The organism is Ruegeria sp. CDSB113 (genome assembly GCF_059611045.1).
Map to the genome: position 1 here is coordinate 645472 of NZ_JBXWOU010000001.1, position 17433 is coordinate 662904.

General features: G+C 57.0%; 14 protein-coding genes. 7 read left to right on the forward strand and 7 right to left on the reverse strand.

Translation table 11 applies throughout. The annotated features are described in order from the left end of the window. Window positions 1-89 precede the first annotated feature (89 nt). The 6 genes from AC2FIS_RS03275 (at window position 90) to AC2FIS_RS03300 (ending at window position 6017) form a co-directional block, all read left to right on the forward strand. Complete coding sequence (locus AC2FIS_RS03275; protein WP_058271679.1) at window positions 90-743, forward strand: alpha/beta hydrolase; 654 nt, start codon at window positions 90-92, stop codon at window positions 741-743. Beyond that, window positions 743-988: a hypothetical protein gene (locus AC2FIS_RS03280; RefSeq protein WP_113790580.1), complete on the forward strand. Its 246-nt coding sequence runs from the start codon at window positions 743-745 to the stop codon at window positions 986-988. The genes AC2FIS_RS03275 and AC2FIS_RS03280 overlap by 1 nt, the downstream gene beginning before the upstream one ends. Then, window positions 985-2142, forward strand: a complete 1158-nt coding sequence (locus tag AC2FIS_RS03285; protein ID WP_496771940.1) for an HD domain-containing protein — start codon at window positions 985-987, stop codon at window positions 2140-2142. The genes AC2FIS_RS03280 and AC2FIS_RS03285 overlap by 4 nt, the downstream gene beginning before the upstream one ends. Before the next feature lie 390 nt (window positions 2143-2532). Next, complete coding sequence (locus AC2FIS_RS03290; protein WP_282151243.1) at window positions 2533-2868, forward strand: DMT family transporter; 336 nt, start codon at window positions 2533-2535, stop codon at window positions 2866-2868. Window positions 2869-2944: 76 nt separating this feature from the next. Continuing rightward, complete coding sequence (gene typA, locus AC2FIS_RS03295; RefSeq protein WP_496771941.1) at window positions 2945-4762, forward strand: translational GTPase TypA; 1818 nt, start codon at window positions 2945-2947, stop codon at window positions 4760-4762. A gap of 436 nt (window positions 4763-5198) precedes the next feature. Then, on the forward strand, window positions 5199-6017 hold the full coding sequence (locus AC2FIS_RS03300) for a hypothetical protein (RefSeq protein ID WP_496771942.1): 819 nt from the start codon (window positions 5199-5201) through the stop codon (window positions 6015-6017). A gap of 145 nt (window positions 6018-6162) precedes the next feature. Here AC2FIS_RS03300 and AC2FIS_RS03305 read toward each other — a convergent pair whose 3' ends face one another. From AC2FIS_RS03305 to recA, 4 genes are all read right to left on the reverse strand, one after another. Further along, window positions 6163-6786 carry a transglutaminase-like cysteine peptidase gene (locus tag AC2FIS_RS03305; protein WP_496771943.1) on the reverse strand — a complete coding sequence of 208 codons (624 nt, stop codon included), beginning with the start codon at window positions 6784-6786 and terminating at the stop codon, window positions 6163-6165. 366 nt (window positions 6787-7152) lie between these two features. Then, on the reverse strand, window positions 7153-7440 hold the full coding sequence (locus tag AC2FIS_RS03310) for a DUF1330 domain-containing protein (RefSeq protein ID WP_170557245.1): 288 nt from the start codon (window positions 7438-7440) through the stop codon (window positions 7153-7155). Window position 7441: 1 nt separating this feature from the next. Beyond that, entirely contained in the window at window positions 7442-10111 is a 2670-nt protein-coding gene (gene alaS, locus AC2FIS_RS03315; protein WP_496771944.1) for an alanine--tRNA ligase, read from the reverse strand. A gap of 245 nt (window positions 10112-10356) precedes the next feature. Then, window positions 10357-11424 carry a recombinase RecA gene (gene recA, locus AC2FIS_RS03320; RefSeq protein WP_108858591.1) on the reverse strand — a complete coding sequence of 356 codons (1068 nt, stop codon included), beginning with the start codon at window positions 11422-11424 and terminating at the stop codon, window positions 10357-10359. Window positions 11425-11616: 192 nt separating this feature from the next. Between recA and AC2FIS_RS03325 the strand changes: the two genes are divergently transcribed. Next, window positions 11617-12210 carry a sulfotransferase family 2 domain-containing protein gene (locus AC2FIS_RS03325; RefSeq protein ID WP_282151248.1) on the forward strand — a complete coding sequence of 198 codons (594 nt, stop codon included), beginning with the start codon at window positions 11617-11619 and terminating at the stop codon, window positions 12208-12210. Here the strand turns inward: AC2FIS_RS03325 and AC2FIS_RS03330 are convergent, their stop codons facing one another. The 3 genes from AC2FIS_RS03330 to guaB all read right to left on the reverse strand — a co-directional run bounded on the left by AC2FIS_RS03330 (window position 12211) and on the right by guaB (window position 17299). Next, on the reverse strand, window positions 12211-14505 hold the full coding sequence (locus AC2FIS_RS03330; protein WP_496771945.1) for an ATP-binding protein: 2295 nt from the start codon (window positions 14503-14505) through the stop codon (window positions 12211-12213). It lies immediately after the preceding gene. A 104-nt stretch (window positions 14506-14609) separates the two neighbouring features. After that, window positions 14610-15767, reverse strand: coding sequence for an RsmB/NOP family class I SAM-dependent RNA methyltransferase (locus tag AC2FIS_RS03335; protein WP_496771946.1), 1158 nt, complete (start codon window positions 15765-15767; stop codon window positions 14610-14612). A gap of 83 nt (window positions 15768-15850) precedes the next feature. Further along, window positions 15851-17299 carry an IMP dehydrogenase gene (gene guaB, locus AC2FIS_RS03340; RefSeq protein ID WP_058271691.1) on the reverse strand — a complete coding sequence of 483 codons (1449 nt, stop codon included), beginning with the start codon at window positions 17297-17299 and terminating at the stop codon, window positions 15851-15853. Between the last annotated feature and the right edge of the window lie 134 nt (window positions 17300-17433).

Here is a 17433-nt window from a genome sequence, read left to right on the forward strand (position 1 = left end):
CATCATAATTAGAACCGTTCTAAAGTGCCTTACGATTACCGTCAAGTATATCGTGGCATCAGGAAGAAAAAGACAGGACCAAAGCACACATGCCCGAGGTGATTTTTCCCGGACCCGAAGGCCGCCTGGAAGGCCGCTACCACCCGCAAAAGGAAAAAGACGCACCGATTGCCATCGTGCTGCACCCGCATCCACAATTCGGCGGGACCATGAACAACAAGGTGGTCTATAATCTGCACTATGCGTTTTACAACATGGGCTTCACCGTGTTGCGATTTAACTTCCGCGGCGTGGGCCGCAGTCAGGGCGAATACGATCAGGGCATCGGTGAGCTGAGCGATGCCGCGTCAGCGCTGGACTACCTGCAGTCGATGAACAACAACTCCAAGCACTGCTGGGTTGCCGGCTTCTCGTTCGGTGCCTGGATCGGAATGCAGCTGCTAATGCGCCGCCCCGAAATCACGGGCTTTATCAGCGTGTCGCCACCAGCCAACATGTATGACTTCTCATTCCTGGCCCCCTGCCCTTCGTCCGGCCTGATCATCAACGGCTCGTCCGACCGTGTGGCCCCGCCCGCCGACACCACGTCGCTGGTCAACAAGCTGCACGAACAAAAGGGCATCACCATCACTCATAATGAAGTCGAGGGTGCCGATCACTTCTTCCAGGACCGTCACATGGACACGCTGATCACCGATGTCAGTGACTATGTGAAGCGTCGCCTGACCGAGAACACACGCTAATGTCGGATACCATCACAACCCTTGCGGCCAAACTGGCCGAGGACACGATTAAGGTGATGGACGAAATCGGAAATGATCGTTTCTTTGTCGAGGTGGGAGAGCTTTTGGGCGCGTCCTCGCAGACCTTAGAAGAGGCCTTTCTGACCGAAATGCGTGTGCGTATTGCTGAACGCAAGGCGCGCAAGTTTGTCATCGACGCACTGACGAAACATCGATCCCAAGTGAAAGCGATTGAAAAGAAATGACTGAAAGACTGTCCGCGCAACTTGAATTCCTGAAACGCGCGGACAGGCTAAAGTCGGTCGATCGCGCCAATGCGCTGCTGGATCGGTCCCGCCCCGAAAACTCTGCAGAGCATAGCTGGCACCTGGCCTTATGGGCACTGACGATGGAGCCGCTGGCCGGTGACGATGTAGATATCAACCGCGTCATACGCATGCTGCTGTTGCACGATCTGGTCGAGATCATCGTCGGCGATCACCCCATTCATCTGGAAACCGATTGGACCGCCGTGGAACACGCCGAGCGCGCGGCGGCGGACGAGTTGTTTGGCCTCTTGCCAGACGATCAGACGTCTGCGTTTCAAGCCCTGTGGGAAGAGTTCGAGGCCGACACGACGCCGGACGCGAAATTCGCCAAGTATCTGGACCGATGCCAACCGCTGTTTCAAGTCTTGTGTGCGCCAACCCCCAACCCGGATCATGTTGAAGTAGCGCGGGAAAACCTCAGCAGTGGTCGCGCCGCGTATTTGGCACGGGAATTCCCCCAAGCACACAACTTGGCCAGTGCCCTGCTGCACGCGCAGCCAACGCCAGAAACTGCGTTTTCCGAACGGCTGGCTTTTCTGACTGAGGCAGACCGCCTGAAGTCCGTATACCGCGCCTCACGCCTGTTGTCTGATGATCGGTTTGAAAACTCGGCCGAACATTCCTGGCACATCATGCTGTTTGCTTGGGTTTTGGCGGAATACGCGCAGCCCGGTGTATCGCTGGACCAAGTCCTGAAAATGCTTCTGCTGCATGACATCGTCGAAATTGATGCCGGAGATCACCCAATCCACGGTCAAGTCGACCACGCCGCACAAGAAGCCGAAGAAAAGGCCGCCGCCGACAGGTTGTTCGGGTTGTTGCCCGAGGCACCGCAGCACGCCTTCCGGACGCTATGGGAGGAGTTCGAAGCCGCCGAGTCGCCAGACGCGCAATTTGCCAAGGCTATTGATCGGTTTCAAACCCCAATCGGAAACCTTGAAACAGGCGGAGGATCCTGGGTCGATTACAACGTGACCTTTGCCCAGATCGAACGCCGTGTGGGAACGCCGATCAATCGCGGCGCACCTAAGTTGTGGTCATGGTTGCGACCGCAACTGAGCGCGTATTTTTCAGAAAACACTGTGGGTTGAGCCAATAGAAAAAGGGGCACAAAGGCCCCTTTTCCAATCGTTCCGGCAGGCACTTAAACTTGAAAACTTTCAAACCGCTCAACACCACTGGCTGCGTTTATGTCGACGGACCCCCCGCCCGCAAGCCACCCAAGCGCCACTATGAATGCCGAAGCAACGATCACGGATATCGCAAATTTCGTCATTAAAAACTCATAAAAGAAAACTAAAAACCACCCATTTCATATCAGAATTTTTCTCTTTGAAATAGTATGGTTATCCTGACCTCTTCGGTGGGCAGTCCCGGTGCTTTCGACACCGAACTTTTCCCGATATCCATCCAAATTCCCCTTGTCGTGAATCGGGATTTTGTGGTCAACCTCCCCAACTGCAACTGAATCGAGACCTGCCGTGCCCAAAGCCTATCTTATACTTTTGCTGGCGGTTTTCGCCGAAACAATTGGCACAACGGCGCTGCAGGCCAGCCAGCAGTTCAGCCGGTTTTGGCCCTCTGTTTTGGTTGTCGTGGGTTACGGAGTTGCTTTTTACTTACTGGGCCTCACCCTGAAATTTATGCCGGTCGGCATCGTCTATGCCATTTGGTCAGGCTTGGGGATCGTTCTGATCGCCATCATAGGCTTCATTGTTTTTGGTCAGCGCCTGGACTGGCCTGCGGTGCTCGGTTTGGCGATGATATTGGCCGGAATCCTGATCATTCACCTGTTTTCCAGCACAGCGGGCCACTGACGACCGGTTAGGGCTGGCCTATTCAGTCAATCCGCGTTATGCGCGCGGCAACTTCCCGTTCAAAGGCTGACCTCTCATGGACCTGCGCAATATCGCAATCATCGCTCACGTGGACCACGGTAAAACGACCCTGGTGGATGAGCTGCTTAAACAATCCGGTGCGTTCCGGGAAAACCAGGCGGTGGCCGAACGCGCCATGGACAGCAATGATCTGGAGCGCGAACGCGGCATCACCATCCTCGCCAAAGCGACCTCGGTCGAATGGAAGGGCACGAGGGTCAACATCGTTGACACCCCCGGCCATGCCGATTTCGGTGGCGAGGTTGAGCGGATCCTCAGCATGGTCGACGGTGTTGTCCTGCTGGTAGACGCCGCCGAAGGCCCGATGCCGCAGACCAAATTCGTGACGTCCAAGGCGCTGGCGCTGGGCCTGCGTCCCATCGTGGTGCTGAACAAGGTCGACAAACCCGACGCTGAACCAGACCGCGCACTTGATGAATGCTTTGACCTATTCGCCAACCTCGGCGCTGACGATGACCAGCTGGACTTTCCGTCCATGTACGCCTCGGGCCGTTCCGGCTGGGCGGATATGGAGCTGGACGGGCCACGCAAGGACCTGACCGCCCTGTTCGATCTGATCGTTGATCACGTCCCTGCCCCAAAGCAGGTCAAAAACAAAGACGAACCCTTCCGCATGCTGGCCACGACGCTGGGCAGCGATCCGTTCATCGGTCGCATCCTGACCGGTCGTGTGGAAAGCGGCACTTTGAAGGCGGGCGACAACCTCAAGGCGCTAAGCCGTGATGGCACGCTGATCGAAAACTTCCGTGCGTCGAAAATCCTGGCGTTCCGCGGACTGGCCCAACAGCCCATCGACGTGGCCGAAGCCGGTGACATCGTCACCATCGCAGGCATGAGCAAGGCAACCGTGGCTGACTCGCTGGTTTCGCCGCAGGTTGACGAAGCCCTGCCCGCACAGCCCATCGATCCGCCAACCATCACCGTGACCTTCGGCATCAACGACTCGCCGCTGGCCGGTCGGGACGGCAAGAAAGTTCAGTCGCGTGTTATCCGCGACCGCCTGATGAAAGAGGCCGAGTCGAACGTCGCGATCCGCATTTCCGACACACCCGGCGGCGATGCCTTTGAGGTCGCTGGCCGTGGCGAATTGCAGATGGGCGTTCTGATCGAGAACATGCGCCGTGAAGGGTTTGAGCTCAGCATCTCGCGTCCGCAGGTTCTGTTCCGCGAAGAAGACGGTCAGCGCATGGAGCCCATCGAAGAAGTCACCATTGACGTCGACGATGAATATTCAGGCTCGGTGATCGAAAAGATCACTGGCGCGCGCAAAGGTGAACTGGCCGAAATGCGCCCGGCCGGCGCGGGCAAGACCCGCATTATCGCGCATGTACCGTCGCGTGGGTTGATCGGATACCATGGTGAATTCCTGACCGACACACGCGGCACCGGTGTTCTGAACCGTGTGTTCCACGGCTGGGCGGCCCACAAAGGCCCGATCCCGGGTCGTCGTGCGGGGGTTCTGATCTCAATGGAGAACGGACAGGCCGTGGCTTATGCGCTGTGGAACCTGGAAGAGCGCGGCCGGATGTTCGTTGCACCGCAAACCGACGTGTATCAGGGCATGGTCATCGGCGAACACTCACGCGATAACGACCTTGAGGTGAACCCGCTCAAAGGCAAGAAACTGACCAACGTGCGCGCGAGCGGTTCCGATGACGCGGTTCGCCTGACACCTCACATCCAGTATTCGCTGGAAGAGGCGATTGCCTATATCGATGATGACGAACTGGTTGAGGTCACTCCAAACGCCATTCGGTTGCGCAAGCGTTTCCTTGACCCGCACGAGCGGAAACGGATGGCAAGATCGGCCTAAATCGACCGCAGGCATTGTTTCAATATAGGCTACAATGCCTCAATTGTGACATTTTTGCTTCCCAAATTGATAAATTGACCAAAAAAAAGTCCGTCCCACCGACGGGCTTTTTTGTTGTTTTTCATATAGTTTCACCAATAGGTTGCATGTTTCTCCGCATTTACTGCAGACAGCCGAATTAAAAATGAGGCAAGATACGGCTGTATTTTTGTCAAATCTGTGGCACAATTACTTAATTCTAAGGTGTAGGTAATGAGTTTAAAGGAGTAGCGCTATGCGCGTAAGGTCCCGTTTATATTCGTTTGTATTTTTATCCGCGACATTCCCATTGATGGCAACAAGCGCGGCTCATGCGGCTGAAGTTTGCAAAGTCAAAACAGCCCGGCAATCTGTATCCACTGAAACGCTTTGTAGTTGCAAAGTCGTAGATAAGCGGATGCTGCGCTACATTCAGCGCCGTGCCGATTTTGAGGATATCCTGGCGCGCACGTCTCAGACATGCCCCCTGTTCGCGGCCATTTTGACCGACATTCCAACGGCGACGGTGCGAACCGATCGAAACAGCCGAGATGACGATGACAACAACTCGGTGAGCCGTAGCGGCGCATCTGCAGGTGGGAATGGCGGCTCGGACGGTTCAGGTTCGTCGACAAATGGCGGCGAAAATGGCGAAGGCGGCAATGGCGGCGGCGGTGGTAACGGCGGCGGCGGCGGAAATGGCGGCGGTGACGGCGGCGGCGGTGGCGGCGGTGGTGCCGACGATGGCGGCGGTGGCGGAAATGGCGGCGGTGGCGGCAGCAACGGTGGCGGCAGCAATGGCAGCGGCGGTAGCAATGGCGGCGCGGACTCCGGCAGCGGTAGTGGCGGCGGTGGCAGCAACGGTGGCGGCAATTCCGGCAGCGGCGACGGCAACGGCGGCAGCAATGGTGGCGGAAACTCCAGCAGTGGCGACGGCAACGGCGGCAGTAATGGTGGTGGAAACTCCGACAGCGGCGACGGCAACGGCGGCAGCAACGGTGGTGGAAACTCCAACGGCGGCGACGGTAATGGCGGCAGCAATGGCGACGGCAATGACGGCGGTGGCAGTGATGGCAGCGGCGGCGGAGACGGCGGGGGCGGCAACGATGGCAGCGGCGGCGGAGACGGCGGCGGTGGCAGCGATGGCAGCGGCGGCGGTGCCGGCGGCGGTGGCAGCGACGGCAGCGGCGGTGGTGCCGGTGGCGGCGGCGCCGATGGAAGCGGCGGCACTCTCTGACGCGGCCAAAAGCAAAGCAGCCTGAAATATCAGGCAATGCCTTGAAAATCGCCAAAAACGTCTCGACGTTCGGTTTGACAAACAAGGGGGCGACTAACATGTCGCCCCTTTTTCCGTGCTTAACCTGTTAGATCAGTTGATAGTCTTAGCTTCTTCCGTACACACCAACCCAATTGCTTGGCTTTGTCGGGTCTTGCATCCGAAGGAACAAATACCGCGTGGCCGACCAGGGTTTGATCCGGTTGGTCAGATTGTCCAAAACCAGATCCCCCTGAGCGGAGCGATAGACAAGAACAGCGTGCGCATTTCGACGCGTATCCAATACCGTCGCGATCAGCAATTTGTTAGGATCAACGCCCGCCCGGATCAGATCTCTTTTCTTCAAAAGAGCAAAATCCTCGCAATCCCCGCCGCGCGTTGTCGGTAAAGCCCAACGCTCTGTGGTGCGGTATTGCGTCTGATCCGTAACCGCGCGCGTCGTTGCGTTGACCTGACGGTTGATCCGCTCAATGATCTGCATTTCCTGCTGTGACGTCATGCGTACCGACGCCTTACTGGCACATGCCCAAGCATACTGACGGCACAATTGCTGCGCACCCGAAGGCGGAGGGGACGCCGCGAGAGTTCGGATGAAGCTGCCTTCGCTGGCATCCACTTGGGACCCGGCAAGCGTAGCCCCGCAAACTAATGCGGCGATCCCCACTGCCCGACCTGAATATGTCTTTAACCGCCCGAGAGCGGCTTTGAGTCCGATTTCTTCCGATTTCATGCCTGTACCTCGATCCCTGTTCACTCGACGATTGTCGCCAAACGGGACCGTATGCGATTAGAACCAACTAACGGTAAACGGTAGCGCTTGTACAATCTGGGGCGAACGTGAAGGGGAAAAAAGGCGGAAATTCGTCACTCATTAAGACCATTTCGCGCTGGAATTGAGGGCAACGCGCCACAATCTAGGCGGGAGAATACCCGGCAACTCGTGTTTGACTATAGTAAGATGCTGGAATCACAAAGATTCCGTGTGCGTCCAAAATTGCCACAATACTGTTCACTTCACTTGTGAACAGTTCGGCTGAATTCCGCCCATGAATGCATCTGATCGGCGGAAAATCTACCGACCAGACCGGGCTCATTTTCAGTCGGTAATTTCTACAACCACCAGTTCACGCTCACTTGCGCCGCGCGCGTGGTCCAGGGCCTGCTGGTATTCCGGTGAATTATAGCACTCGACCGCGGCCTCGACGGACGGAAACTTGGCGACCACATTGCGCGGACGCTCTTTCCCTTCCAGTTGGACGTAACGTGCAGCGCGGGCAATAAACGCCCCGCCGTGCTTGGCAATCGCAGGCCCTGCGAGCTCCGCATATTTCGCATATGCGTCCGCATCCGTCACGGTGACGTGGGCAATCCAGAGTGCAGCCATCTTATCCTCCCAAAACCTGTTCTGCGGCTTTGATCGCCGCATCTGCGTTCGACGCGTCCTTGCCACCGCCCTGTGCCATGTCGGGGCGTCCACCGCCGCCTTTACCGCCCAGTTCTGCGACAGCCGCACGAACTAGATCAACGGCCGAGACTTTGTCGGTCAGATCGGCCGTCACACCGGCGGCCACAGCAGCCTTACCGCCCGCATCCGCGATCAGCAAAACGGCACCGGACCCCAAACGGCTTTTGTGCTCATCAATCAGCGCAGGCAGGTCCTTGCCCGATACGCCGTTCAGCGCCTGCGCAAGGAAGGCAACGCCGTTCACATCACGCGCTTCGCCGCCACCCTGCCCGGCCCCGCCAGCCATGGCCAGATCTCGGCGCAGCTGCGCCACTTCGTTTTGCAGCGATTTGCGTTCGTCCAACAGTGCTTTGACGCGGCCGACAACGTCATCCGGCTGCGCCTTGAGTTCCGATGCGATCTGACCCAGACGCTGATCCTGCTGGGACAGATGCCGCAGCGCCTCGTCACCAGTCAGCGCCTCGATCCGGCGCACACCTGCACTGCTGGCACTATCGCCCAGAACCACAAAAGTACCGATGTCGCCAGTCTGACGTACATGCGTACCGCCACACAGCTCAATCGACCAGGTTTCGCCATCCTGACCCTTGCCGGTCGGAGCTTTGCCCATGGACACAACCCGTACCTCGTCGCCGTATTTCTCACCAAAAAGCGCCTGCGCGCCCAGTTCGCGCGCATCATCGGGGGTCATGATCCGCGTTTCGACAGTCGAGTTCTGACGGATAAAGTCATTTACATCGCGTTCGACCTTTTGGATCTCATTCGCGTTCAGCGCCTTGGAATGGCTGAAGTCAAACCGCAACCGGTCAGCCGCGTTCAGCGAGCCGCGTTGTGCAACATGATCGCCCAGTGTTTCACGTAGCGCCTCGTGCAGCAGGTGCGTGGCCGAGTGGTTCGCGCGAATTGCCGTGCGCCGCGCATGGTTGACCTCAAGCTCGACCGCGTCACCTTTGGACAAAGCGCCCTGATCAACAGTCACTTTGTGCGCATAAACTTTGCCATCAGCGAATTTTCTGGTGTCTTCAACCCGCGCCATGTCATCGCGTTCTTCAAGACGACGGATTTCGCCGGTATCACCGATCTGACCGCCAGCTTCGCCATAGAACGGCGTCTGGTTGACAATCACCCAACCGGATCCGCCCTGTTCAATTGTGTCGACCAACGCACCATCAACCACCAACGCGGCAATCTGCCCTTCGGCCTTTTCCGTGTCATAGCCCAGAAAATCCGTTGCCCCGGCAGTATCCAGCACATCAAACCACACTGCCTGATCTGCAGCTTCACCCGAACCAGCCCATGCCGCACGCGCCTTGGCTTTTTGTTCGGCCATGGCCGCGTCGAACCCGTCCGTGTCCACGGAACGACCCTTTTCGCGCAGGGCGTCCTGCGTCAGGTCCAGCGGGAACCCATACGTGTCGTACAATTTGAATGCCGCATCACCCGGAAGCGCCGCGCCATCGGGCAAGCCTGCAACTTCATCATCCAGGAGTTTCAGACCTCGATCGAGGGTTTGCTTGAACCGCGTTTCCTCCAACAGCAGTGTCTCTTCGATCAACGGCTGCGCCTGTCCCAACTCAGTGTATTGCGCGCCCATCAGCTGCACCAGACTTGGCACCAGCTGATACATAACCGGATCTTTCGCCCCCAGAAGATGCGCATGACGCATTGCGCGACGCATGATCCGGCGCAGCACATAGCCACGTCCGTCATTGGATGGCATCACGCCATCAGCGATCAGGAAGGATGTCGCGCGCAAGTGGTCGGCAATCACCCGGTGGTGCACATTTTGTTCGCCATAGGGATCAACCCCGGTGGCATGGGCAGACGCTTCGATCAGTGTCTTGAACAGGTCGGTGTCATAGTTGTCATGGCTACCCTGCAGCAGCGCGCCAATCCGTTCCAGCCCCATTCCGGTGTCGATCGACTGCATGTCGAGTTCGACCATCGAGCCATCTTCGAACTGCTCGTTCTGCATGAAAACGATGTTCCAGATTTCGATGAACCGGTCGCCGTCTTCGTCGGGCGATCCCGGAGGGCCGCCCCAGATGTGATCGCCATGGTCGTAGAAAATCTCGGTACACGGTCCACAGGGACCAGTCGGGCCCATCTGCCAGAAGTTATCGCTGGTGGCGATGCGGATGATCCGGTCTTCGGGAACGCCGACCTTTTTCCAGATCTCGAACGCCTCGTCATCCGTGTGATACACCGTCGCCAACAGGCGGTTCTTGTCGATGCCGAATTCCTTGGTGATCAACTCCCACGCAAACGGGATCGCCTCGTGTTTGAAGTAATTGCCGAAGGAAAAGTTGCCCAGCATCTCAAAGAAGGTGTGGTGCCGCGCGGTATAACCAACGTTATCGAGGTCATTGTGCTTACCGCCGGCGCGCACGCATTTCTGTGCCGTCGTGGCGCGCTGATAATCACGGGTTTCAACACCGGTGAACAGGTTTTTGAACTGCACCATGCCCGAGTTCACGAACATCAATGTCGGGTCATTGCGCGGGACCAGCGGGCTGGACGCGACAATTTCATGCCCCTGTTTGGCAAAATAATTCAGAAAGGTTGAGCGGATTTCGTTCAGCGTGGGCATATGGCTCTCTCGGCGCGCAATCTCAGTGTTCTGAAATGGTTTATCCCCGTCCCCAAGGATAGTCCACAAAGATAAATCGGCCTTGTTTTTTAAGGGCTAGAAAACCCCTAACCAAGTGCAGCACACACCAATTGAACGGGATCACCATATATAGAACGAGTTAAGGCGGCCACGCGGACCGCCTTATTTCGAGTATTCTCAATTCTTGCAAAACCGGGGGGCTTTTGCGGCTCCCAATTGGGTTGTTATGCCTCGAGGATGTCGTCTTCCTCGGCAGAACCGGGTGGCATGTCGAACTCAAGACCATGCGCGGCGCGAATCTTGTCTTCGATATCCAGCGCAATGCGGCTGTTGTCGCGCAGGTATTGTTTGGCATTCTCACGCCCCTGCCCGATCCGTTCGTCGCCATAACTGAACCACGAGCCCGATTTTTCAACCACGCCAGCCTTGACACCCAGATCCAGCAGCTCACCCATCTTGCTGATGCCTTCGCCATACATGATGTCGAATTCCACCTGCTTGAAGGGCGGCGCCACCTTGTTCTTGACGACCTTGACGCGCGTCTGGTTGCCAACAACCTCATCCCGGTCTTTGATCGCGCCAATCCGGCGAATATCCAAGCGAACCGAGCTGTAGAATTTCAGCGCGTTACCACCGGTCGTGGTTTCGGGGCTGCCGAACATAACGCCGATTTTCATCCGAATCTGGTTGATAAAGATCACCATGCAATTCGAGCGGCTGATCGAGCCTGTCAGTTTACGCATTGCCTGGCTCATCAATCGGGCCTGCACGCCAACACTGCTGTCGCCCATGTCGCCTTCGAGCTCCGATTTCGGCGTCAAAGCCGCAACTGAGTCGACGACAACCATATTCACAGCGCCCGAACGCACCAGCGTATCGGTGATCTCAAGCGCTTGTTCACCGGTGTCGGGCTGCGAGATCAGCAATTCATCAAGATCGACGCCAAGCTTGCGGGCATATTGCGGGTCCAACGCGTGTTCGGCATCCACGAATGCGCACACACCACCACGTTTTTGCTGTTCTGCAATGCAATGCAGCGTCAGCGTGGTCTTACCCGAGCTTTCCGGGCCATAAATCTCAACAATCCGGCCCATCGGCAGACCACCAATACCCAGCGCGATATCCAGACCCAAAGACCCGGTCGAGCTTGCATCGATGTCCTGCTTGGCATCCTCGCCCAGCTTCATAATCGAGCCTTTGCCGAACTGCCGTTCAATTTGTGCCAGCGCGCTATCAAGCGCCTTTTGCTTGTCTGCGTTTTTCTTGTCGCTCATTGTCAGAAGATCCGCCATTGTCCTGTCGCCTTCTCTTTTGTCACACCCATGATCGGGCGGCAATCGCTGCTTTGTTCGCCTCTTGTTCCTTATGGGACCAAAAAGAGAACATTTCAACTAAAACTTACAATACTTACTGTTCGGCAATTGTGTTAAAGAGTCGTTTACGCCAATCTGCGACTACTAAATTAAGCGGCGAAGGGCGAATAAATGCTTGTTTTCTATAAAGAACGCCTTGCGTTTCTGGCAGTCCCAAAAACAGGCAGCACGGCCTATCACACCGCCCTGAGCGCGCGGGCCGACTTTGTCGTCACCGGCCCACCTGAATTGAAACATGCGCCTGTTCGCCGTTATGACAGGTTTTTTCAAAACATTTTTCGCAAAATGTATGACACCGAGATGGAAATCATGGCCGTCGTGCGCGAACCTATCGACTGGCTCGGAAGTTGGTACAAATACCGCAGCCGAGACGACCGCATCGGGCATCCGCATTCAACCCGCGACCTGAGCTTTGATGATTTTGTGCAAGGTTACATGAAAAACCCCCGTCCGGAATTCGCAGATGTCGGCAGTCAAAGCCAGTTTTTCCGTACCCGTAACAACGGGTTCGGTGCGACGCATGTTTTTAAGTACGAAAATCAGGACAAGATCCTGAGCTTTCTGCAGGACCGGTTGAACATAGAAATCACCCTGCAGCGCGAGAATGTCTCACCAAAGCGCGACCTATTCTTGTCGCCGGAAACAGAAAAGAAGTTCCGCAAACACCACGCCGACGAGTTTTCCTGCCACGAAGCGGCGCTTTAGTCAGTTCAGTTGGTGAAACACAGCCTCGGTCAACTGCGTCAGAGAGAACGGCTTGGGCAAAAATGTGGAATTCGCAATCTCGGGACCTGAATCACCAAAGGCGCCTTCGGTATAGCCAGACATAAAGATCACCCGAACATTCGGTCGGATCTCCATCGCTTTGCGCACCCAGGTTGGCCCGTCCATGCCAGGCATGACCACGTCTGTCACGAAGGCATCCACATGCACCGACCCGTCCTCCAGCAGGTGCAGCGCCTCTTCGGCGGATCCGGCTTCGAGCACGGTGTATCCCTTCAATCGCAATGCACGTGTGGCAAAGGCCCGAACCGGGGCCTCATCCTCGACCAGCAGAACTACGCCTTCACCCTGTCGGGACGTTGGGTTTTCCGGAAGGATGGCGATATCCTGGTCGATTTTCTGCGGTGCGCTTGAAACCGGCAGATACACGGTAAATTCGGTTCCCTTGCCCTGAATGCTATCGACAAAGATGAACCCTCCGGTCTGTTTGACGATGCCGTAGACCGTCGACAATCCAAGACCGGTCCCCTCACCGGTACGCTTGGTCGTATAGAACGGCTCGAACACTTTTTGCAGCTTGTCCGCTGGGATACCGGTGCCACTATCGACCACTTTTACAGTGACGTATTCCCCGGGTTGAACCGTTGCACGATCCCGCCGGAACGGTTCGGTCAGAGACATAACCTCGGTCTCGATACGCACCTCGCCACCTTCGGGCATCGCGTCCCGTGCGTTCACGACCAGATTCATAAACACCTGCTCGAGCTGTCTTTTGTCTGCGCGCACAGGCTTCAGCACGGGATCATGGCTTAACGTCAGGCGTACCTTTTCGCCCACCAAGCGGTTCAAAAGATGGATCAGGTCGGAAATTGTGTCGCGCAGGTCCAGAACCTCGGGCTGCAGGGTCTGCTTGCGCGAGAAGGCCAGAAGTTGACTGACCAACGCTGCGGCCCGGTTGGCGTTCTGGTTGATCTGAACCAAATCACCGTAGTTTGGATCATTCTGATCGTGCCGCAGCAGCAATAGATCGCAATGCCCTGAAATCGCAGTCAGAAGGTTGTTAAAATCATGCGCCACGCCGCCCGCCAATTGCCCGACAGCCTGCATCTTCTGCCCCTGCACGAACTGAGCTTCCAGCGTTTTCAGCTCGGTCGCATCATTCAGGACAGCGATCAGACAAATCTGTCCCTTGCACGTCACTCGGTTCAGCGTGACCTGCACAAAAACCTCTTTATCCTCGCGTGACAGGCGCAGAAATTCCGATCGGGGAGCGGCATTCTCTTCGGTTGCAGTACGGGTCAACCAATCCAGGATGGGATAGCCAAGCCCGTGCATGATTTCAGCCACGTTTGACTTGCCCGGCTGGATCTCTCCGATCAGCTTGATCGCCATCCGGTTCGCATCCAGAATTTCCCCTTCGGGGGACAAACACATCACCGGCACGGGCAGTTCAGCGAATGGGGCATCGCCACCGGATGGGCCCGCAGATTTCATCGGCAACAAAAGCAGATCACGCACCGTGCCCGAGCGGGACAGCTCGGACATAGTCACAGGCACCTGCCCGTCTGAAGTTTCAGCCAGCGAGATTTCACCCGGTTGCGGGATATCATTGGGAAATATCTTGCCCATAACGTCGGGCCTATGACCCAGCAAGGCCTCTGCCATTCCGTTCACACGCAGAATTGCCCCGTTGCGACCCTCTGTCAGCACCGGAACAGGGGCGTCATCCCATTGCCCGCCTTCATCCAGATGAAACCGCCAGCAGAACACATCCTGACCGACGCTGAACACCGAGATCGGGATTGTCGAGCCAACGGTCACGATATCTTCGCGGGCGCGTTCGTGGATTTCCGCGATGGATTGCAAGCGCAGCAGGATCGCTGCGGGATTAGCGAACCTGGATTTCAGGCAATGCTGCAATCGCACACCCGGAAAAGCAATTATCTGCGCCCTTGCCCGTGTGTTCGCGCTCAGAATATCGCCATTTGCGTTGGCGATCACTGTCGGACACAAGTCCTGTTCGGTGAAGACGGCCATCACTTCTGCCGAATTGCGTGCCGTACGGTCGGCCGTGAACCCACGAAAAACAACCAGAAGGCTGGCGGACAATAACGACACACCAGCAACAACAAGACCCGTATTCCAGGCGGTCGGCAAAACGTCTGTCAACGGTGTTAAACTCAACAATGTGCCCAGAACAACGAGTGGCACAAGGCGCGAGAAGGCCGGTGTTTTTCGCGAGGTCGGTTCAGAAAAGATCTCTGCAGTGTCGGACATTAACAACTCAGGTCAAAAGGCTTTGTCACACTCAGCCCGAATTTGGTTTACGCCGCCTTAAGGACAGCGGAAAATTCTACCTAAGGTTGTTATTCAATGACGCGCTATCGCGTCAAGTGCGACGTAAAGAACCCGTCTGCACCGTGTGTCACAAGCCACGACTTTTGCAGCGTTTCGGTCCAATCAGGATTCAACTTCAGAAATCCGTCGACAATACCGCCGTTTTCATCATCCAACATGGAACAGGTCGCATAGGCTAGAATTCCACCCGGTCCAATCAGTTGAGCAGCGGAATTCAGGATGTCGGACTGAAGTACATTCAGCGCGTTCAACCCCTCTTCGGACAGCGCCCACTTGCCTGCCGGGGCACGCCGCCACGAACCGCTGCCCGAGCATGGCGCATCCGTAAGGACAATATCGAACGGAGCCTGACGGGCCACATCTTCCGGCTGCAGGCAGGTAACACGCACACCAGCCCGTTTTGCCCGCGTCGGCAGATCGCGCATGCGCCCTGCATTCACATCATGCGCAAAGACCTCGACACCCGAATGGGCCGCCAGAGCCAGAGACTTGCCACCACCGCCAGCGCAATAATCCAGAACACGCAGACCTGGCTGCAGATCGAGCGCTGCAACCACGGCCTGACTGGCTGCGTCCTGCAATTCGACCAGACCTTCGGAATAGGCACGGCTTTGGGCAATTTTTCGTGCCCCTTCAGTGACCTCTAGGGCGGTTTCACACGCCGGATGGTCTTGCGCGCTGATCCCGTCAGCACTCAAAGCAGTAATCGCTCCAGCCCGATCGGTTTTGGCAAAGTTGGCCCGCAGGTGAACAGGTGCACGGGTTTGCAATACCTGTGCCGCCGCCTCTGCCTGATCCCCTAGCGAGGTTTGAAAACGCGGCCAGAGCCATTCGGGGATGTCGCTCCGCTCGGCACCCGAGCCGAACGCGCGCGGCGCATCGGCGGCGGTTAACGGCTCTGGCGTATATCGTTCGCCTGTAAACAGCGTCTCTGGATCACCGCCGTTTGACCGGATCGAACCAATCATCAAACCGCGCCCGGTTTCTGCCCCGCCCAAGGCCGAGAAGGACCGTTTGCAACGCAGCGCTTCGAACACGTGATCGCGCACGGCGGCCCGGTCTTTCGAGCCCGCAAACCGGCTGCGGCGCGCCCATCCTGTCAAAGCCTTTTCAACCGGTGCCCCTGCGAGGATATCATCAAGGATTTCAATCGAAGCCTGAACGCGCGCTGCTGGGGTCATAAGATATTTCCGATTTCTCTGCTAAGCCCAAAAAACGCAAAACGGCGCCCGCGTCGGGGCGCCGTGCTGCAAACTCTGTTGCGTCACATTACCCGGTAGTTCGGGCTTTCACGCGTGATCTGAACGTCATGCACATGGCTTTCTTTCAGGCCAGCGCCGGTGATTTTGACGAAGTTACAGTTCTTGCGCATTTCTTCGACCGTTGCACAGCCGGTATATCCCATCGCTGCGCGCAGGCCGCCAACCAGCTGGTGAACCACCGCACTGGCCGATCCCTTGTAGGGCACCTGCCCTTCGATCCCTTCGGGAACCAGCTTGTCGCTGGCTGCGTCTTTCTGGAAATAGCGATCCGCCGATCCGCGCGCCATGGCGCCAAGGCTGCCCATTCCGCGATAAGATTTGAACGAACGGCCCTGGTACAGGATCACCTCACCCGGGCTTTCATCCGTTCCCGCGATCATCGAACCAACCATTGCACAGGACGCGCCTGCCGCAATGGCCTTGGCGAAATCGCCCGAGAATTTGATGCCACCATCAGCGATTACCGGAACATCCCCGGCAGCCGTCGCGCAGTCCATGATCGCCGTCAGTTGGGGTACGCCGACGCCTGCCACCATCCGGGTTGTGCAGATGGAGCCCGGCCCGATGCCAACTTTGATTGCATCCGCCCCGGCATCGATCAGCGCCTTGGTGGCCTCGCTCGTCGCTACATTGCCCGCAATGATCTGGACCTCGTTCGAAAGTGTCTTGACCCGCCGCACCGCGTCCAGAACGCCCTGCGAATGCCCATGAGCAGTGTCGACCACGATGATATCAACGCCTGAATCCACCAACTGCTCGGACCGTTCGAAACCAGAATCACCAACAGAAGTCGCCGCAGCGACCCGCAGGCGACCCAGCCTGTCTTTACAGGCGGTCGGGTTCAGCACGGCTTGCTCGGTATCTTTCAGGGTCAGCAGGCCTGTCAGCTTGCCCTCACCATCGACCACCAGCAGTTTTTCGATCCGGCGGGCTTTCATAAGGCTCTTGGCCTCTTCCAGATCCGCAGGTTCCTGCAACATCGCCAGATTGTCCGATGTCATCATCACGTGAACCGGCGTCTCGTCCGAGGTCGCAAAGCGCATATCGCGATTGGTCAGGATACCCACGACGCGCCCGCTTTCATCGACGACCGGAAAACCGGTAAAGTTATAGCGCTGCACCAGTGCTTTTGCGTCCGCTAGTGTTTGGTTCACGCTCAGCGTGACCGGGTTGTATACGATGCCCGATTCAAAACGCTTCACGCGACGAATCTCTCGGGCTTGCTCTTCGACCGTCAGGTTCTTGTGAACAACACCGATACCGCCTGCCTGCGCCATTGCGATGGCCATGCGCGCCTCGGTCACCGTGTCCATAGCCGAGCTGAGCAGCGGGATGTTCATCGTTATTTCACGCGTCACACGCGTGGCCGTATCCGCCGTCGCCGGCAGCACCGACGAGGACGCCGGAACCAATAAAACATCGTCAAAGGTAAGTGCCTCACGAATCTGCATCTGTTAACCCCATGCAAAAGCCCGTTTGGCGGTGACCCTATTACATGGATTTAGCCTAAGGAAAAGCCCCTGACCTAAACTAGTTTCCCTTCGCTGACCGAGACCGCGACAAAAAACGACGCAAGACGTGCAAA